Source organism: Sphingobacterium sp. KH_072, from assembly GCF_057837975.1.
Genome location: NZ_CM174457.1, coordinates 231,378 through 250,012, shown reverse-complemented (window position 1 = coordinate 250,012; position 18,635 = coordinate 231,378). Strand labels below are relative to the sequence as shown.

At 39.9% G+C, this 18,635-nt stretch carries 16 protein-coding genes; 2 read left to right on the top strand and 14 right to left on the bottom strand.

Features of this window, described 5'->3' with window-relative positions; all coding sequences use genetic code 11:
* Positions 1 to 14: 14 nt before the first annotated feature.
* The 5 genes from AC3IRT_RS01170 to AC3IRT_RS01150 all read right to left on the bottom strand — a co-directional run bounded on the left by AC3IRT_RS01170 (position 15) and on the right by AC3IRT_RS01150 (position 5,635).
* Positions 15 to 830, bottom strand: coding sequence for a polysaccharide biosynthesis/export family protein (locus AC3IRT_RS01170; RefSeq protein ID WP_489394720.1), 816 nt, complete (start codon positions 828 to 830; stop codon positions 15 to 17).
* Positions 831 to 862: 32 nt separating this feature from the next.
* Entirely contained in the window at positions 863 to 1,606 is a 744-nt protein-coding gene (locus AC3IRT_RS01165; RefSeq protein ID WP_489394719.1) for a tyrosine-protein phosphatase, read from the bottom strand.
* Positions 1,607 to 1,793: 187 nt separating this feature from the next.
* A complete protein-coding gene (locus AC3IRT_RS01160; RefSeq protein ID WP_489394718.1) occupies positions 1,794 to 3,410 on the bottom strand; it encodes a hypothetical protein in 1,617 nt (538 codons plus the stop codon).
* Between the two features lie 30 nt (positions 3,411 to 3,440).
* A complete protein-coding gene (locus tag AC3IRT_RS01155; RefSeq protein ID WP_489394717.1) occupies positions 3,441 to 4,181 on the bottom strand; it encodes a hypothetical protein in 741 nt (246 codons plus the stop codon).
* 35 nt (positions 4,182 to 4,216) lie between these two features.
* Complete coding sequence (locus tag AC3IRT_RS01150) at positions 4,217 to 5,635, bottom strand: exopolysaccharide biosynthesis polyprenyl glycosylphosphotransferase (RefSeq protein ID WP_489394716.1); 1,419 nt, start codon at positions 5,633 to 5,635, stop codon at positions 4,217 to 4,219.
* A gap of 143 nt (positions 5,636 to 5,778) precedes the next feature.
* Between AC3IRT_RS01150 and AC3IRT_RS01145 the strand changes: the two genes are divergently transcribed.
* Positions 5,779 to 6,045 carry a transposase gene (locus AC3IRT_RS01145; protein ID WP_489394682.1) on the top strand — a complete coding sequence of 89 codons (267 nt, stop codon included), beginning with the start codon at positions 5,779 to 5,781 and terminating at the stop codon, positions 6,043 to 6,045.
* 23 nt (positions 6,046 to 6,068) lie between these two features.
* A complete protein-coding gene (locus tag AC3IRT_RS01140) occupies positions 6,069 to 6,863 on the top strand; it encodes an IS3 family transposase (RefSeq protein WP_489394683.1) in 795 nt (264 codons plus the stop codon).
* A 407-nt stretch (positions 6,864 to 7,270) separates the two neighbouring features.
* Here the strand turns inward: AC3IRT_RS01140 and AC3IRT_RS01135 are convergent, their stop codons facing one another.
* The 9 genes from AC3IRT_RS01135 to AC3IRT_RS01095 form a co-directional block, all read right to left on the bottom strand.
* Positions 7,271 to 8,872 (bottom strand): tetratricopeptide repeat protein, encoded by a 1,602-nt coding sequence (locus tag AC3IRT_RS01135; protein ID WP_489394715.1) that lies wholly within the window; start codon positions 8,870 to 8,872, stop codon positions 7,271 to 7,273.
* A gap of 340 nt (positions 8,873 to 9,212) precedes the next feature.
* On the bottom strand, positions 9,213 to 11,123 hold the full coding sequence (locus tag AC3IRT_RS01130) for a polysaccharide biosynthesis protein (RefSeq protein WP_489394714.1): 1,911 nt from the start codon (positions 11,121 to 11,123) through the stop codon (positions 9,213 to 9,215).
* A 168-nt stretch (positions 11,124 to 11,291) separates the two neighbouring features.
* The gene (locus AC3IRT_RS01125; RefSeq protein ID WP_489394713.1) at positions 11,292 to 13,682 is read right to left on the bottom strand and encodes a GumC family protein; all 2,391 of its coding nucleotides are present in this window, start codon (positions 13,680 to 13,682) and stop codon (positions 11,292 to 11,294) included.
* Between the two features lie 6 nt (positions 13,683 to 13,688).
* On the bottom strand, positions 13,689 to 14,459 hold the full coding sequence (locus AC3IRT_RS01120; protein ID WP_489394712.1) for a polysaccharide biosynthesis/export family protein: 771 nt from the start codon (positions 14,457 to 14,459) through the stop codon (positions 13,689 to 13,691).
* Positions 14,460 to 14,656: 197 nt separating this feature from the next.
* On the bottom strand, positions 14,657 to 15,001 hold the full coding sequence (locus AC3IRT_RS01115; protein ID WP_489394711.1) for a hypothetical protein: 345 nt from the start codon (positions 14,999 to 15,001) through the stop codon (positions 14,657 to 14,659).
* A 47-nt stretch (positions 15,002 to 15,048) separates the two neighbouring features.
* Positions 15,049 to 15,975, bottom strand: coding sequence for an MraY family glycosyltransferase (locus AC3IRT_RS01110; protein ID WP_489396087.1), 927 nt, complete (start codon positions 15,973 to 15,975; stop codon positions 15,049 to 15,051).
* 43 nt (positions 15,976 to 16,018) lie between these two features.
* Positions 16,019 to 16,927: an NAD-dependent epimerase/dehydratase family protein gene (locus AC3IRT_RS01105; protein ID WP_489394710.1), complete on the bottom strand. Its 909-nt coding sequence runs from the start codon at positions 16,925 to 16,927 to the stop codon at positions 16,019 to 16,021.
* The gene (locus AC3IRT_RS01100) at positions 16,924 to 17,739 is read right to left on the bottom strand and encodes a glycosyltransferase family 2 protein (protein WP_489394709.1); all 816 of its coding nucleotides are present in this window, start codon (positions 17,737 to 17,739) and stop codon (positions 16,924 to 16,926) included. Before AC3IRT_RS01100 ends, AC3IRT_RS01105 begins: the two co-directional genes overlap by 4 nt.
* Positions 17,739 to 18,632, bottom strand: coding sequence for a hypothetical protein (locus AC3IRT_RS01095; RefSeq protein ID WP_489394708.1), 894 nt, complete (start codon positions 18,630 to 18,632; stop codon positions 17,739 to 17,741). Before AC3IRT_RS01095 ends, AC3IRT_RS01100 begins: the two co-directional genes overlap by 1 nt.
* Positions 18,633 to 18,635: the final 3 nt, after the last annotated feature.

The following is an 18,635-nucleotide window of genomic DNA, read 5'->3' as shown; positions in this document are numbered from 1 at the left end:
AATTTATCGTGCAATTACAAGCGTGTAATAACAATTATCAGCAATGATACAATTGAGCCAATGATCGCATAAGTTTGCGTTCTTGATGCATTATTAGCAGCAGCTTTTGCCTTGCCTGGCTCTACATAGATCACGTCGTTCTGGCGTAAATAATAGTAAGGCGATTGAAAGATGTCGCTATCGTTTAAGTTGAGTCTTACCATAGCTTTTTGCCCATTTTCTTCGCGTACGAGCAACACATTCTCCCGCTTTCCGTAGATCGTTAAATCACCAGCTAAACCTAAGGCATCTAAAATCGTTACTTTTTCGTTAGGCACCGTGTAGGTCGCGGGTCTTAAAACCTCACCGAGTACCGTGATTTTGTAGTTAGCAAAACGAACTTGCGCAGTAGGATTACGGTAGAATCCCGATGCTTTTTGGGTAATTAGTTCTCTGGCTTGATAGGTGGTTAGACCAAGTACTTTTACTTTCCCAAGCAAAGTCATGTGCACGTAACCATCTTTATCTACCAAAAAACCAGATATTATCTGATTGCCCACATTACTCGCGCTACTCGCACCGACGGCTTGAACCGCTTCGGCCTGGTTTACTACACTACTCGTAGTGGGATCTAATGTCTGTACAGTAATGCTTAGGATATCGTCTGCCTGAATAATGGGCTCAGTAAAGTCCGCGGCTGCTTTCATGACTTTGAGAGAGTCTGCCGGAAGGTCATTGAAATACACGATGTTCTTGACCGAGCAGCTTCCCAACAGGATCGCGAACAATAAACCGCTGAGTAGGCCCCAAACGGGTATTCGTGGTAAAGTCTTTTTTAAGTTGTTAGTCATTGTGATTGTAGTTGTAGTTTTAATATGTCATGTTAGGCATGTGTCATGTCGAATAATGCCTGATTTTGTAAATTGCATTGCTTGAAAGAAGGCCATAAATCTTCTTTTCCGATCCAGTGTTCCAATGCTTTGATATGCCGCATATGATGCACATCGCTACCGACCAGATCTATCAAACCTTTTTCAGTTAATTGCTTAGCTGCCTTTCTTTCATTAGGACCATAATAGCCGTAAAGTGATAGCAGATTGAGCTGTAACAAGCATCCTAATTCGCGTAAGCGTTTTACGGCTTTTAGATTGCCATGGTAGAAAACATAACGCTCTGGATGTGCCAAGATGGGCTTGAAACCATTCATCTGTAAGTCGAAAATGACTTTCTCAATCAACGAGCTTTCCTGAATGTAAGACATCTCAATGAGGACATGATTGTCGGGCAATGTGGCCAACGGATCTCCTTTTTGTATTAGACCATCAAAATACGTGTCGACCATATATTCTGCGGCATAACCTCCAAGGGTATCTGCATATTTGCTATTCAAAATGCTTTCGTATGCCGTAGCAATACGTGCTGGTGTGTTGGGATACATGCCTTGAAAAATATGAGGTGTGAAAAAGAATTTTCTAATCCCCAATCCATTCAAGCGTTCTAACAATTGTAAACTATCTTCCAAAGTTGCAGCGCCATCATCTAAGTTGGGCAAGATGTGCGAATGCATATCAATCTGCATCCATTCTAAATTCTGAAACTTTCTTTTTCCTCGGAAGATGTTTAGCATATATTCTCCTGATAAGCGAAGTAATTGTAGAAATACCCGGACGGAGCGACCGTCCGGGATATTTCCCTACAATTACAAGCTAACACTTGTTTCTTTCGTAAACCATACTGCTTTTATTCTCCAAACTATCATTCGAAGAGTTTCTAAAAACCAGATGGAATACACTGTCTTTCACGTTTAATTTATATTATAATTTTCCGCACTCTTCGGTCAAGATCGCCAGGTTGGTTGCACCGGCTTTTTCGCCCATGATATCACCTGGCTGTATACCCACCGTAGCAGTGTTATCTACGCTGATGGTCTTGCCGCCAACCACTTTCACGCGGTTGTTCCAGATTGCTCTGAAATCGTATCTAGTACCGTCTGTACGCAACAAGGTTGTTCTCAAAAATCCATTGGTAACAGTTCCTAAGAATGTATACGCCTGCGTACCTGTTGGACGATAGTACAATTGGAATGTCGGCAGCAACGTAATTGGATCTACCTTATCCGGACAACGTACATATAGTTGTAAGGTTGCTGTAGTGTTGGTAGGATCACCTGGGTTAGGTAAGGCGACCAAAGTAGTCTGACCACAAGCGGCAAGTGCTGTTTCAGCCAAAACGGTTCCTGCAGAGTTTCTAACGACTATGCGTACACCCGATGCTGGAAGATTAGCGATCGAGATCGTAGGGCTAATTGCTGAAATAGAATACTCGATGGAAGCAAGTACACTTCCTGCCCAAATCGCTTCTACAGTTACTGGGTAAGTGGAGCTATTGGCCATCCATTCGCCTGTAAATGTAATGGTATGCTGCACCTCACAACCTTCCGCAAATACACCTGCCATATAAAATGTTAAGTGCGTGATTGGAAAGCTAACCGAATAACCAGAGGCAGCAGATCCTGTAACCGTACTATTTTGTTCGAAACGCCAAATCCCGTCCGTATCACTATTACTGAAAATTGTTAAGGCAGCTCCGTTCGTTAAACTCTGGTTCGTAACAGGATTCACGTAATCGGCATTGATCGGCATACTAACGGTAATAGGCTGGCTGAATTGACGAATTTCGACACCATTAACATACATCCGGATGTCGGATAATGCGGCGGCACTGAAAGCTCCAGCAGCTGAAGAACCATCTTCTAGAACCACATTGTCACTCCGTAAATCACCTCCTGGTAAAAGAGTCTGTGCTTCCTCTTCGTCCGAATCAATACTAGCAACAATAATCTGAACCGTATTTCCGGTTACTACATTGCCCGCTGCATCGCGAAACTGAGTTCCAGCTGGAATGGTTAAGGATACATTACCTTCTGCAGTAGCTGATGGAAGGGTGATCGTAGTGGCTACCAAGGTAGCACCATTAGCTGTCAAATCTACATTCTGTGTTTTCTGCTCCACACCGTCAGGAATCTGCAACGGTCTATTAAGCACAATGGTTTCAATACCTGCCGAAGCGTCTGTAATCACAACAGGCACGATCTGGGTGGTGTAACCACTCGCACTGATCGATACGCGAAAGCGCACCGGCGCGGATGCCGAAGCAACCCGTTTTGGGTCTAAACCAAAGGTTACTAGGTTTTCTGTGGGCTTGAAGTCACGGAAACCATTCATATTGTAGATGTCTTGGGTATCACCAGATTCTAGTGCAACCGCTATGCCATTGATGGTATTTCCATTTTGATCAACAATGCGTAAAGTCGCAGAGTGCCTGATCACCTCGGTGCTGATGAGTAAATCAAAATCTTTTAATGGGTTCTCGCAAGAACCAGCAACACTTATCAGAATAAGCGCGCATATATATGTAGCTAATTTTTTCATTTTTGTAATGTCTTTATGGCTGAAAGTGACTTACCAAAAACGGTAACTAAATCCAATTTCTACACGCGGCAAGAATCGATAATTGCGGATGTTGTTTTCAATCTTTGATGCATTAGCCACATTCTCTTCCAATAAACCACTGGCTTCCATACGCACAGATGGTTTTGACAAGTAATAAGTACCCAGATCAATATTCATCGAAAAACGGCTATCAATAATGATATTACTCCAACCTATACCCGCGTAAGGATTGATCGTCTCTTTCCAGTTGACATGTGTGGTAATCGTACCAACGTACTCTGGATCGACCGCTATCTCCCCATAACGGTATGGATCAGCTAAGCGAGTTTCCAATCTGCCATCCAATTTGAAGAAATATGCTCCTCCTAATTGTACATTAAATGAGCGGAAAAATCCTGTTCTAGAGGCAAAAGGCGTCCAGCCAAATAGTAAGGACACATTATGTGCTTTCGCAAAAACATTAGTTCTGGTATCGCGATTACTGTAGTTGCCCTGAATTTTAGTATTAAATGGCATAATACTACCTGCTAATCGCGCTCCGAAATGTGTTCCAAGCGGTTGATAATAATGTAAGCCGACGCCGGTAGTACCAACGTGGACACCTAACCCTACAGGATATGGATAACCATACTCATAGGCCGATGTAGGGATACTGTCTCGATCGCTACCATTTGCAAGCACGCTTGTGCTCGCGAATAGGCTGCAGAGACCGAACAGCATCATCACGACAAATGTGAATTTAAATTTCATAAAGGTTGATTTGATATTAAAAAAAGATTTAGTTGTTAATAAGCATTTTCTTCCCCTTTGATCATATTGATTGCCGTCATACAGACAATCTTAAAATCAAGCATGGCTGACCAGTTTCTCAGGTATTCGATATCATACTCCACACGTTTAGCCATCAACGCGGGATCTTTGGTTTCTCCCCTAAAACCATTTATTTGCGCCCAACCGGTAATCCCTGGTTTCACGAAGTGACGCACCATATAATGTTGGATCAATTGACTGTAGTGCTCTGTATGCGACAACATATGCGGACGCGGCCCAACGACGCTCATCTGACCTAGAAACACATTGATGAACTGTGGAAACTCATCTAAATTGGTTTTTCTAAGAAATTGACCAATTGGTGTGATTCGCTTATCGCCTTTGCTCGCTTGCTGTGCATTAGATTGCTTGTTGACGACCATACTGCGGAATTTGTAACAACCAAAAGCGCGATTATTTCTACCAGAACGGGGCTGTTTGAAGAAAATAGGGCCCGGACTCTGAATTTTGATAATTAAGCCGATAATAGGAATCATCCAACTCAAAATAAAAATCATGACCATGCTGCTAATAAATAGATCGATCAAGCGTTTTTTAAATCTATTCTCCATGGTAGACATGGGCTCCTCGTGCGATTTCAGCACAGGCAAATCAAACTTGACTGTCGTATTCTCACTACCGTTATAGGTAATTCGTGCACTAATGGCAGGCACAAAATTCAGTTGTACACATTGAAAATCAGCCGCTACGATCAGATCTTCGCTGTAAGCACTAACCTCGGGTGTGGTGACTAGAAAAACATCGTGAATACCGTCTCTGGATACTGTTTCGAAATATTCTTTGAAGCGCTGTAGCGTCTTTTCTTTATTATCCAAAGCATCTTGATCTTTATAACCGATCGTGTTGATACTATAGAAATCTCCTTGCTTTTCGAAATATTCTGCAACTGGTGCCAAATGGTCTCCATGACCAATGATCGCTACGCGCTTAGACCAATTAAATCGTTTTGCAAATGCGGGATAGATATAAGTCATGAAAAAACGAGATACAATAAAGTAAGTTGCTAACCCGACTGAAAGAATGGCTACAAATGGCCATGCGTGTGCTAATTGAAAACCCGACATCACGCAAACACCGAACGAAAGAATCAGACCTGTACCGCCTCGAAGTGTTGCACGGAACATATTCTCCAATCGCTCCATAGAAATATCACGATATAGATGAGACAGCAGCGCGGCTAAAATGGCTAGTAGATTGTACATCATCCAAAGGGACTGAAAAGCGGATGATGACTTGTCGATGTATTGAATCAAATTTAATTCTAAAGCCAAATCAAAGGCTAGTAGAAAGGCCAAATTCACACAAATAAAATCCGTTGCTATCCAAAAGGCTCTCAAGTATACTAATACTCGATTTTGCACGTACCTAAACATAGTTTTTCATGAGTTAGTGGATAATTCTGTAAAAACTCCTTAATATTTGAAGTAGATTTTTATGAATATCTTCTCCGAAGAGGGGGTAGCCTTACCTGTTTTTCAAACCAAATAGAAATATTAAATTTAGTTTGTTAAACATTATGAAAAAGAGCAAATTTTCAGAGCATCAGATCGTCAATATTCTTAAAGAATATGAATCAGGTAAGGCCACTAAAGATATCTGTCGGGAGCACGGTATATCAGCACCAACTTTTTATCAATGGAAGCAAAAGTACGGAGGTATGGATGCGCAGCACCTAAAAGAGCTAAAGGCTCTGCAGGAAGAAAATTCACGGCTGAAGCGCATGTTCGCCGATTTAAGCCTCGATCACCGCATTCTAAAAGATATTATTGAAAAAAAGCTTTAAAGCTTTGTGAACGTAAAGAGCTGGTGGGGTCTGTAGTGACTGAGGAAGGGATCAGTATTCATAGAGCTTGTAAAATTGTCTGCATGAGCCGCAGCATGTACTATTATAATCACACGAAAGATGATGAGGAAGTGGTTGCTAAACTCATGGATCTGGCAAATTGTTATCCAACCAGGGGCTTCGAAACCTATTATGGCAAAATCAGAATGGAGGGTTTGGTGTGGAACAGAAAACGGGTTCTAAGAGTCTACAGAAGGATCAACCTGAAGCTTCGTAGTAAGCGTAAGCGTCGGATTCCGTCCAGAATTAAAGAGAAACTAATCGTTCCAGAAGGAATCAATAGAACATGGTCAATCGACTTTATGAGTGATTCGCTTTCTAACGGACGCAGGTTTCGAGTACTAAATGTGATGGATGATTATAACAGAGAATCTCTGATAAATGAAGCTTTCTATTCGATTCCAGGTATTAGGCTGGTTCAGAAATTGAAAGAATTAATCTTTTCTCGGCCTAAGCCTAAGCGTATCCGAACCGACAACGGACCAGAGTTTCTGTCTAGGGTTTTTGTTGATTTCTGTAAAGAGAATGACATCGAACTACAATATATACAACCCGGTAAGCCTTCGCAGAATGCTTATATCGAAAGATTAAATCGAACGTTTAGAGAGGATGTCTTGGACGCTTACTTGTTTGGATCACTAACAGAAGTCAATGCTATTTCTTACGAATGGCAGATCGACTATAACAGTAGTCACCCTCACAAATCATTAAATGGACTAAGTCCGTGGTTATATATGAAGGAATCTTTGAAAACGTAAAGAACGTTTTTATATTTATTCACTGTTTGAAAAAGGGTAAGGCTTCAAGGGCTATACACAAAACTTTATTCAGTAATCGATTTCAACACTTCATTTAAGTTGTCAAACTCTTCAAAAGATTGTCCCTAACTTTTGTTGAGGACTTGCTGAATCTTAATTTTCGATTACTCGCCAAAGATACATGCAGATTTTGCTCGAAACAACGATTCCGAACGTGCTAGGGGTAGACAAATAAGGGACAATTGTAGAAATAGTGCGTCAGAACCTCTGAGAGTAGCATTTGAAAATAAGATGTCCACCCTTTGTCCACCCCATTACATATTAACAAAAACACAAAATTACACGCATTATATTAACAATTACGTAACACAAGCGCGCAATATTTAAAATTTTTGATGTTATAACAACTAAGCTTGTTCGGAAGAATCTTCCATTTTCTTCTTGAGACGCTGTTTACCTTTCTTAACACCATCCATGGAGATACCTAACAGCGTGGACATCCCCATATTGCTGTACTTCAATTTCATCAATGCCAGTAGTCTCAAGTCTCCTTCGGTAAGTCGGGGATACTTTACCTTTTTCTTCTTTAAATAATCTGGAAAAACTTGATCAAAGGTGAGCTTGAATTTCGCCCACCGATCATCCGTCATAATAGGCTCTTTTAATAACTCATCCAATACCTCCACGGAGCGAACTTTTATATTGGTATTTTCTTTACCTAACTTCTCTAAGTCATTTTGAAGACCTGCTATCAGCGAGGTACTTTCTTTCGATTTTTCGGTAGCCTCTTTCCAGGAGTTTGTGATTGCTTCGAGCTCCTTATTCAACACCTCGCGCTCCAGCGCGTAGGTCAATTGTTCTTTCTCTAATAGGGTGGATTTGATCTTATGCTTATTTTTACTTCTATTGAGAAGTAGGATAATAATAATTAAAACTGACGTGAGCAGGAGTCCGAATGCTAACTCCAACAGTAGCGTTGTCTTTCTTTCCTCCTGTGAAGCGGCGATAGAACGCTGGAAATCGTCGGACTGCCATTGCCAATACGCCCGTTGCAGTTCATCATAGCGTTCGGTAGCACGCAAGCTATCATCATAATGCACATACTGCTTTAGATACTGCAACTCATCGGCTTGATAACCCTTGATATTCGCAATCTCAGAACGAAGTTTAGCCACTTGTGTCTTGATAGGTAGAAAGAAAGGTTTGGATTTGACATACACTTCGCTACGCGAAAGGTATACCTCTGCTTCTTGCCAGCCACCTACATCGATCAGTACATCAGCTAGCTTGATCATAGACCGCATAGCATCTAAATGCTCGTGATACTTTATCGATAAACGCACATTTTCCTTCAACAAACGGATGGCCTTATAAGGGTTCCCCTTTTGCTCCTCTATAGAAGCGAGGTTGCCAAATATAATTCCCATCCATAAACTATCTTGATTGCGCTCGGCAATACCAAGTGCTCGTTGAAAATGTACGACTGCCTGTCCTAAAAGCTGTTGTTTTTCGCTATATACCCCCATGGAATTTACCATGCTTATATGCAACGCTGTGCCATCTTTACAGTATGGCAGACCTTCTTGGAGGAGCTTGATAGCGCCAGTATAATTTCCAATATATCCGTAGAAAGAGGACATCTGATGTATATGCCGGCTAAACATGGGTACGGATTTATATTCCACATCTCCAATCAATTCACCCGCTTGCAAAAAATACGGAATTGCTGCTTCTAATTCTCGATATACAAAATAGTAATACCCTTGTCTGATGAGCACGATGAGACGAAGCCCGTCGTTTTGAACACGTTTTGCTGCTGATAGCGCCTTCTTATAATACAGATCTGATTTGGAATTGACTTTATCGCTCAATCGAGAGTAATGATCTGCAGCCAGTAAGTCATGGACAATCTCTAATTCGGGGCTTTTTTTTGTTTTGGCTGTCTGAAGTAATTTGTTCAACTGTTCTACAGCTGCTAAACTATCTTTGGATTGATACTTCTGATCCATTAAGATAGATTCTAGAAAAGCTACGCTACCTACGTTATTAGATTTATTCGATAAGGATCTATGTTGGGCAGGTACGTTCACACTGCACAACAAAAAAGCTATCACGCAAAGTAAACGAGACATGTGTAGAGCTAATCTTTTCAAAGGTTGACATTACAATGATACCGATTGTGAATCGAAAATCAAATTTTTGTCATAAACTTTAAATTTCAGCTCAAAAGAACCAGAAAGTGCAATAATGGGGATCTCGGCTGTAGTTAGAGCTTTGTAAACGTCTTTCTGTTAGCAGATATTGTTATCATACTAAGCGTATATGTTAGAAAAACTATTGTGGAGGAAACTATCCAACACTTTCAAGCCCATCTAATTCGCTATAAATAGAATTTTGGGATTTATATTCAGGAACGATGCATTTTACCATAGCTACTATACGCCGTTTATCACCTACTTGATAATTTTTTTTAGCAAAATCAGCAAGTTCATCAATCGCTATCATATTGCTCGCTGGATCACCGATTGCGACCTTCGCAATCATGATTTTTTCATTGTAAGTTTTGACTGTATTTTCATGCGTAGCCAACAACTCTTCAAACGTCTTCTCGCCAGGCCTCAGCCCAACGTACTGTATATCTACATCTTCAGGATACCGCAATCCTTTAAGGCGAATCATTTTAATGGCCAAATCAACGATACGAACAGGCTTACCCATGTCGAATACAAATACTTCACCTCCATTCCCCATGACTCCAGCTTCTTGAACTAACTTACACGCTTCTGGAATTGTCATAAAGTAGCGCGTAATATCCGGATGAGTAATAGTTAAAGGGCCACCTTGTTTAATCTGCTTCTCAAAAAGTGGTATCACCGATCCGTTAGACCCTAGAACATTCCCAAAGCGAGTCACTATATAAGCAGTCTTCGAGATAGCATTTAAGGAGGATACGTAAATTTCTGAGATCCTTTTAGTAGCGCCCATGACGTTAGTGGGATTGACGGCTTTGTCGGTAGAAATCATAACGAACTTCTGCGCACCGAAACGATCTGCAAGAAGTGCCACATTACTGGAACCACAAACATTCGTGAGAACCGCCTCATAGGGGTTGTCTTCCATTAATGGCACGTGCTTGTATGCCGCAGCATGAAAAACAATATGTGGTCGATATTGAGCAAAAATAGTTTCTATAAATCCATAATCGCGTACATTTCCCACCACGCATATAATAGGGCATTTACCATTAAGAGATAGTAGTTCTTGCTGAATGTCATAAAGTGCAGACTCTGCTTGATCAATTACCACCAACTTTGTACATTCTGTCCGAGCAATTTGCCTTACAAGCTCACCGCCGATAGAACCAGCACCTCCTGTAACCATGATAACCTTGCCCTTCATCTCTTCGTTAACCAAAGGATTATTAATATCAATAGATTTTCGACCGAGCAGATCATCAATTTTTAAAGTCCGAATTTGCTTGGTCGCGACCATATCCTCCATCAACTTCGTAGATTTAGGGATAATTTTCAGCTTCACTGGTAAACCTTCTGCTTGGGCAGCAATTCTTTGGAGTCGGGCTGGCTGGTGATCGTCAATCGCAATAACTAATTGTTGCACTCCTCCAATCCGATCAATGAAGTCGATTGTGAGTGCACTCAGTGGAAGTATACGAAAGCCGTGCATAGACTTCCCGATTCTGGAAGAATTATCATCAACAATAGCTACGATCTTGTACCTATTGCGCGAGCCTAACTGAAGCAGATCAAATGTACTATGCCCCATATCCCCAGCTCCAAACAATACCACTGGAATCGCATTCTGCCGACTATGCCAAAAGAAAAAACGGTAGATATTTTTATAGAGTAGCCTTAGCGTCGCCATACCAGCCCCTACGACAAGCGCATGAATAAAAAGATGTCCCTCTAATAAAGTGAACGCATTTCTGCTCTCTTCACCAGATAAATAAAACCGGTTGTACATAAAATTGAAAATCACCAGAACAATCAAAGCTGACGCCACCGCATTTCCTATGCAATAAAGCTCGGCCATTCCTGTTTGGCGGACAATACTACGATAAGGCTTAAAATAAAAGAAGGCACAGCCATAAATAGCCGAGACAAAAATGGATTGAAGAATAAGGTTGTCTAGCACCAAAACTCCAGCATGCTGATAGACGAGGATATAACTAAGCAGAAACGCAACGATTACCATGGCCATATCCACCAATAAAACAATCCAACGAGGCCCGTTCTTGTCCATCGTCCTTAAAAGGCTTCTACTATGCATAAATAAAGTTCATCGGTAAATGATGTAATATACTCCTGCGTTTTACAACACAAATTACGTTCCACAATAGCGCGCAACTAGATGTGAATACTAAAAATTGAGGCATCCTATGTTAGGATGCCTCAACAATTTTTGAAAGACCTATATTTTTGCTTTTTTAAATAATGTCTTCATACGATGTTTAATCTTTGAAAATACTGATCTATTTCCTGACTCACCATAACCATAACCATAGCCATAGCCGTAACCTCGAGCAAAATCAACATCGTTGATCACGAAGGCCATATTCTTAAGCTTTCCATCCTGATACAGTTCTCTCGCCACATTCAATAATCTTTTATCTAAATAGTTTGCACGAGATACATAAAGCGTCAAGTCTGCGTTATCTGCAATCAATAGCGTATCAGTAACCAAACTAACTGGCGCAGTATCTACAAGTACGTAATCGTAGTGCTCCTTCGCATAATTAATCACATCCTCAAAATGCCCATTCATTAATAATTCAGCGGGGTTTGGAGCCACATAGCCCGAATAGATAATATCGAAATCGTAATCTTCTGGCTTCTTAATGATAATATTATTCACATCCATATCTGGATTGATCAAAAACTGCGTAATGCCCACATTTGTGTGTTGCAAATGCGATAAGACTAAATAATCCAAGACCTTCGGACTGCGAATATCAGCTCCAATCAATAACACACTTTTGCCAGACATGGAAAGAATTCGTGCCAAATTGGTAGACACAAATGACTTACCCTCTCCCGATGTGGTAGAAGTAACGTATATAACAGTAGAATCTTTCTTTCCACCTAACATGAAAGACATATTGGTGCGCAGTATTCTAAATGCCTCAGCTAGAGGGCTCCGATCACTATGATGAACCACGGGATCTTTCGCAGAAGGAAGTTCTCCTAGCACTGGTGCGCCCACCATATCTTCAATATCTTTTCGCGACTGAACCTTATTATCTAATAAAAACTTTACGTAAAGAAAGCTAAGTGGCACGAGGAACCCTGCTATTAGCGCTCCTAACAATATTATGGCCTTCTTAGGAGCTACTGGATTTGCAGAGCTATAAGCCGAATCAATAACCTTTAAGATGTCTGGTCGCGCAGCCGCTTTAATTTCATTTTCTTCTCTTTTTTGTAGAAGAAAGAGATAAATTGCCTCAACAGTCTGCTGCTGTCGCGCAACATCTTTGAATCCAGACTCCTGCTTAGGAGTTCCCGCAATCCTACCCTTTATTTCTCCCTGTCTTTTCTCAACACTTTGTAGTGAAAGTTGTAAAGTAGATCTGTAATTGGACAACGACTTGTTCAGATTTCGATTAAACTCTAAAATAGAATTGGTGATATTCTTTACCATTGGATTATCCTCGGTAGAGCTTCTAAGTAAATCTTGCCTTTCCAACACGAGTTTATTGAATTCTATTAGAGATTTTTCAATCGAAAGATCAGTCAATCCAATATTACTCGGCAGAAGTTGGAACTCGTCATTATTTGCCACAGATTCTCGCATATGATCTACCAGTTGAAGTTGGGTACGAGCATCTAAAACCTGCCGATCAACATCCGATAAATTTTTTAAATTTAATTCTGCTTCAGCTTCCAAGTCGGTCAATCGATTAGACGTTTTAAAGTCTTCGACCTGACGATCTGCGCTTGCAAGGTCTCTGCTAATTAACTCCAAACGACCGTTAATAAACTCGGAAGTCGCTTTTGTGACTTTACTCTTATCTTCAGAAACATCTCGATTATACGTTGATATCAAATTGTTTACAACACCAATAGTTCTTTCCTTTAACGGATCCGTTATGGAGAAGTTTATAATATAGGACTGTTTTTCTGTATTAGGAGTAATTTGGATATTTTTTCTAAAGGATTCAACGGCATCAATGACTGGGGAAACAGTGATATCTACCACATTGTCCGAATCTCTTTTACCTCCCATTTTACCCCGGACAAACTGCAAAAGTCCAACCTCCGTTTGTAAAGGAGTATCAAAAGCTATTTCGAAAGTCTTTTCGTTACTTAAATCGTTAACAAGTAGCTGATCATGTTGTATTTTTGCATTAAAATGAACAGCTTCTGTTGCTAAGTTCCCATCGATGAATTCTAATATTATAGGACTTTGCTCTTTTAAAACTTCCCGAGAAATAAAGCCATCCATAATTTTGTATGCAATTGACAACTCGCTTTCTAAGACGACATTTTGGGCAAGCCTTCTAGATTTCAAAACATCTATTTGATCAACCACAAAGGCGGATGCACCTGCTCCTCCTGTAATATTACTAAGCTCAGCTAATCCAGCAAGATCACCGGTGGCTTTATCTTCGCTTTGTAATAAAATTTTCGCTTCGACTTTGTAAAGAGGAGCCGCATATTTTACATATAAAAAAGCTATCCCCGTACATAATACCAGTGAAACAACAAACCACTTCCAATAGTATAGGTACTGTTCAGCTATCTGTTTCAAATCTATAACCTGCTCAATCCCATTATGGGGTTTATTGGCCATTTTTTTATCCATATTTATTTATCGACGGCTATTTGTAACAACCAATGTTAAAATACTAATTATGACGCTAGAGACTGAAATCAAAACATTTGTATTAGCCCCTAAGCTCGAACCTCTTACCTGGGCCCCATTAGGCTCAATATAGATTACATCGTTTTGCGCAAGATAATAGTAAGGTGAGGCAAGTAGTAAATCAGAAGTCAGATCGAGTCTTTCAGTTTCTCTTACACCGTTACGTTCTCTGATTAATAAAACATTATTCCTCATCCCCCTTATCGTCATGTCTCCAGCAAGACCCAATGCTTCCAAAACTGTTACTCGTTCTTGAGGCAGTGTATATGTACCCGGCTTCGCCACCTCACCCAAGATAGTCACTCTAAAATTAGCGAAAGTAAGATTGACACCTGGATCTACAATATATTTACTAAGCTTCGTTCTTAATAATGCTGTAGCCTCCAAGCGAGTTAAGCCCCCTAGCTTTACTTTGCCTAATACCGGAAAATCAATTTCACCATTTTCGTCCACCAAATAAGTCGGCTTAAATGCTAAATCCTGACCCGCTGCAGCCTGCATCTGATAAGGATTTTGCTGATTAAATGGCATGGTAGCTTTTATATCAGCAGCAGAGATAGCAATAGTGATCAAATCTTCCCCTTGGATTCTGGGGATAAATCGCGGGTTAACCTCATTTGTTATTGAATCAGAGGGTTGAAAATAAACGATACTTTTTCGAGAAGCACAGGAATTTAGCGTTGCTATAAACACTAAAATGAGAATAACTTTATTCATTAAAGGATGATATGTGAGCTTTTTTTAAAATTAAGACCGAGCTTAATCGCAAAAATAAGTTTTTTTATGTATATAATACCGATTTAACAATTAGAATTATTGAAGGGTATCAAAACTTGCTGAGGTATACGATTGATGAAATAATTTAATGACCAAATATAATCATCATTTTTGGCATGTTCAATTGGAAAATTGGCCTACACAAGCAACTTGCTATCTGGAATCGTTGCTTGAAAAGCTGTGCCATAACCCGCTGGTAAATGTACGATTTGCATCTGTTCAGCAGTCAGTACCATTTTCTCTGCTGGAAGTTGCATCGATGCACATGCAAAATCATCAATTTTCACAAGATCAAGCGCAAAAGCACCCGATAATACATAAAACCAACGTTGTTCAATACGGTGTGCGCGCCAGCCACGCACCAGTTTCATGTCTGCATTTCTGATGATGTAAAAACGCTTAACTGCGCTCATATCGAAATCATTCACGAAGCGAATTTGTCTCCGTTGAGCGTGAGCAATTCCTCCTCTTATACTTTCCATTAATTCGTCTTTTTATTTATACAATTGAAGACACGATCATTTTGTACTTATAGTACATATCGTTTTATAATATAGTTTTTGCCGATCAGATAAATTGCACTTAGCAGTAGCAAGAGGATTGTCGCAAATAGCAACTGAACCTCAAAACTTTGAGTTGCAAAATACATAACCACTAGGCCAATAAAAAACTGAGCAACACCATAAGAAAAGGAGATAAACAATTTATTGACGCCAGCTTCATTAGCTAAATATTGATAAAGATGGGAACGGTGAGCCTTAAATATATTTTCACGCAAGTAGATTCGGCGAGCTATAGTCCAGACCGTATCTATACCATAAACTGAGAGAAAGAGTATATAAATAACTTTTCCGGTCGTCAATATAAGCGCGCCAAGCGCAAATAAAAGAATGTATGCGATAGCTACAGATCCGACATCACCAGCGAAACATTTAGCTTTTGTTCGAAAATTAAAAAAAGCAAAAACCAATACGCCTATTATTATATATATAAGGAGGTCTTGATCAATAAATTGGATGGTACGATTTGCCAACAGAAGCAGTCCCCCAACCGCCAAACTGTAACATGCTGTTATACCATTAATGCCATCCATAAAATTATAAGCGTTGATAACACCAACAACAACAACAAAAGTAATGAGCAAGACATACCAGGGCATATCAAAAACGTTCAATTCAAAGGCCATAAGCAGGACAGCGGAAAAATGAACGAGAAGACGTAATTTGTTGGATAAAGTGAAAATATCGTCTAAAAAAGATACGACAGTCATCATAGTCAATCCTAAAAAGAACCAAGGGTAGGAATATCCCGAGACGGCAAAATATATTGCCGCTGCAAAATAAAATATAATACCACCCCCCCGAAGAGTAGTTACGCTATGCGAGCTTCGTAGATTGGGTTTGTCTACTATATTAAAAAAGTGTGCGATCCGAAAATAACCAAGTTCGAACACCATTAACAACAAAAAAATTATTAGATAATGCATATGCGATTTCCTTCTAAGAACATTTTTTTGATTTCAAATTTCTTATTGTTTGTTGAAGGCCTTCTTCAGCGGTCATCGGAAGCATAATTACCTTCAATGTAGCCTTAATTTTACCATTATCCACGATCAAGTCTGAGGTCATTTTCTCCAGTTTTATAGTATTAAAGAAGACGCCCAACTTGTCACCGATCTTCGCCAAAAATCTGACATAAGATTGCGGTATCCGTAAAATCCTCGCCGTCTTTCCCATTTCGCGGTTAATCAGGTGGATTATTTCATTGGTAGAGACCTGCTCGTCGTCGGCAACATGATAGATACCACTAGGAAAGTTCGCCATTTGCTCAAGAAGCTTGTCGAGTATAAAACAAAAATTCCCTATACCAAGAAAAGATCGGCGGTTTTTGAACGCGCCCAAAGGATACGGAACCCCCTTACTGACAACCTTATATAGAAGGCCAAGGTTACCTTTGTCGTTCTCGCCATGTATCATTGGAGGGCGTAAGATTACTAATTTCTTATTCGCTGGCAAGGGTTGCATAGTGAGCCACTTTTCTGCAAGGAGCTTAGACTTTCCATACCAAGAGTTTGGACGCGGAACAGTATTTTCTGTTAGTGGAAGCTTAGACTCAAGTTCCTCTATTGCCGCGATAGAGCTAATATGGATAAGCAGTTGCGCTTCACTTAGCAAAAATGCGGCAAAAACCTCTTTAACCAATTCAACATTGGCGAAAAGAAAATCTTGTTCTGTAGCCACTTCTTTATGGTCATGTGCTTTGCCCACCAGATTGATTACAACTTTAGAGACGGTAAAATCCAGCTTGCTTTCTCTATTGCGTAACGAATAACCCTTAGCAGCTTTCCCGAAATGATTCATCAAATGAGTACCTACAAAGCCTGTAAAACCTACAACCGCTATTTTCATCTTTCGAGTTTTTCTAAAATATGCTTATTTATTCTTATTCTTCCTTTATCGATGAACCATCCCCATTTATTAAAATAATATATTGCGGATTGTATCCCGATCTTTGTTAGGCGCCACGACTTGTGAGAACCTTTTTCGAAGTGATGATAGATTGAAACCTTGGGATAAAACATCGTCCTGTAACCACCAGCAATGAATCTTCTACATAAGTCCGTTTCTTCACCATACATAAAAATGTTTTCATCAAATAGTCCTACCGTTTGCAGTGCACTCATGCGCAAAAACATAAAACAGCCTGATAGATATGGCACTTCCATTTCTTCATTATATCCAGTAAATCTTAATTCAAATAATTCGTTTCGTCTATCCACCATCTTCTTAAACGGATTAAACCTTCTGCCTATCCAATCATAGGGAGTAGGTAATAGTTTACAAAGATATTGGATATTCCCATTAGGATAAAGAACCCTCGGCATAACATTGGCTACATCCTGCCTTGAGTCCATGTATTCCAAGAGCATTTCCAACACATTCTCCGAATAGAACACGTCCGGATTCAATACCAAATGGTAGGTGCTCCCTATCATCATAGCTTTATTTATTGCAATATTATGCGCAGCGCCAAATCCTGGATTTGCTGGGTTGTGAAGGTATAAAACACGTTCATCATCCACCAAATCTGTCAATACATCCTCCTGTGAATTGTCTATTAGATATAGCTTATCGACAACTGTACTGTTAAGAAAACTCTCAATTGCTTCCAAGAGTACACCACGATTATTATTGTATAAAACGATTGAACCTGTTATCATTACGTTAGTTTATTTATTCTATTTGGTGCCCTACAAAATAGTCTATAGTCTCCATCGACTATTCTATGTTTATCAGAGGCTAATTTTGGTAACACCAGCAACTTTCCGAGCTCATCTATTACGCCAATATCATAACCTAGTCTTTGTACAAGGCGGGACAACCTTGCTTCTCCAAATTTTATGATGGCTAACTTGTAGTTTTCACCATCTCCAGGGAATTTACCACGATTGGCATCTACAATCTCTCGTATCATAGATGAGGTGGTAAGCATAAAAAAAGATTGTATGTGCGGGTTAAAATTATTCTTTATCAAAGACTGGTATATCTTCGAAGAATAAGACACACCCAATAATCCAAGATTTTTGTTGGCAAGGAAACAATCGACATAAGTATCTAAAAAATCGTGAATATCATCGTCGATCGACGTATTAGTTAGCAATACAATCTTATTGTCACTAGAATTCAATAAATCACCTACAACATATGAATATCCTGAAAAATCCATCCCATCATTATTAACTGAAACGACAGTGAAACTTTCATCAAAAAAATCTGCGCGCTGCAACCTTGCTAAGTATGCATCATCAGCTCCGGAAACTGTTAGAATCTTTTTTAACGACCTAACACCGCTGTAACGACTAGCGCGTAATATTGCCGGTTTTAAACCGCATGAAAAATCGTAATTCCTGTATCGAATAGTCTTTTTACGTTCATAAGGGTAGCCAGCCCATTCATGTATGTGATAAACAACTGTATTCGAAAGATCACCATCCTCTCTTTCCTTCACGGTGCCTACAGAAACCATTCGATTCAATGGGAACAAAACTATTTCCTCAAGAACCGAAGTCCAAAATCTCAACTTCGACCGAAATAATTTAAACGCTCTTCTCATATA